Here is a 1,055-nt window from a genome sequence, read left to right on the forward strand (position 1 = left end):
AAACAGACACTACATTCTCGGATGTATTTGTGGACTGTGTTTCAGATATTACACTTGAAGTTGAGGCCATAAAATCAAAGAAAATGAGAAATGACATTCAAAGCATAAACGAACATTTGGACAGAATCAACAGAGCATTATTGGGAATAGTTGATGCAAAATTGGCACTTGCGGAAAAATCTTCCAGCACGTAGAATTAAACAAACTGAAACTCCGAATATTTTCAAAATAGACGTATCACATTAAAAATTAAATCCCCATAAAGAACTTGAATTACAAATCCTGCAGTTATGTAAAGAACATATGGCACACCTGGTGTGACCCATACTCCATGATCGTTACAAAACAATGTCTGTTCTGCATGTTTTAAGGAAAAATCAAGTCGTTTTTTACCGTCAACTATTCGCTCTAAAGAGAAACTGTACTTGGGATTTTTTGCCTTGTAACCAACAAAGACAGCAACTATTTTTTTTGTTCTGGTTTCATCAATTCCTTCAAAGATATCCTCTTTTCTGAGAATAGAGATCACATTTCTGCACAGATTCACAAAAAGAGGAGTGACAGACAATATTGCAGCATTTGTGAGAGTGGAAAACGGCGTGATTTGTGATGCGTTGAGAGTAAACATCGGAGCAAGGCTTGCAAGAACAATCAGACAGAATGCATCAGCTCCCCCAAATACACCAAATCTCCATAATACAAGAGCAACGGGGGCAATAATTAGAGACACTCCTACAATCCTAAGTGATGTCCAGATGTCAGGACTGAGGAAAATCAGAATAGCAGATAATGCAGAAAAACCGATCCATAAAATGTCATTTATCTCTCTTTTTTTTAGGTCAAAAAAAGAAGCCAGTCCAAGCATTGCAAATGCAGCAATCATTCGAACAATAGTAATTTCAGATAGACCATTTAGCATTTGACATCACTCAAATATACGTAGGGGTTATTCTCATTTTCCAGAATTGGTAGGGCAATTTTATATTGTAGAAATCGGCATTGTTTTCTGTGAAGTTCTTTTCTGCATGGCATGATCCCAAAACCAAGAGATACAT

The 1,055-nt window shown here is 36.6% G+C and carries 2 protein-coding genes; one reads left to right on the top strand and one right to left on the bottom strand.

Going from position 1 to position 1,055, the window contains the following annotated elements; genetic code table 11:
* Positions 1-194: hypothetical protein (locus DYY66_RS07180; RefSeq protein ID WP_166287510.1), on the top strand; the 194-nt coding region annotated here is incomplete at its 5' end.
* 29 nt (positions 195-223) lie between these two features.
* Here the strand turns inward: DYY66_RS07180 and DYY66_RS07185 are convergent.
* Positions 224-919, bottom strand: a complete 696-nt coding sequence (locus DYY66_RS07185; RefSeq protein WP_255496326.1) for an A24 family peptidase — start codon at positions 917-919, stop codon at positions 224-226.
* Positions 920-1,055 lie beyond the last annotated feature (136 nt).

The organism is Candidatus Nitrosotalea sp. FS (assembly GCF_011319475.1).
Lineage (GTDB): Archaea > Thermoproteota > Nitrososphaeria > Nitrososphaerales > Nitrosopumilaceae > Nitrosotalea.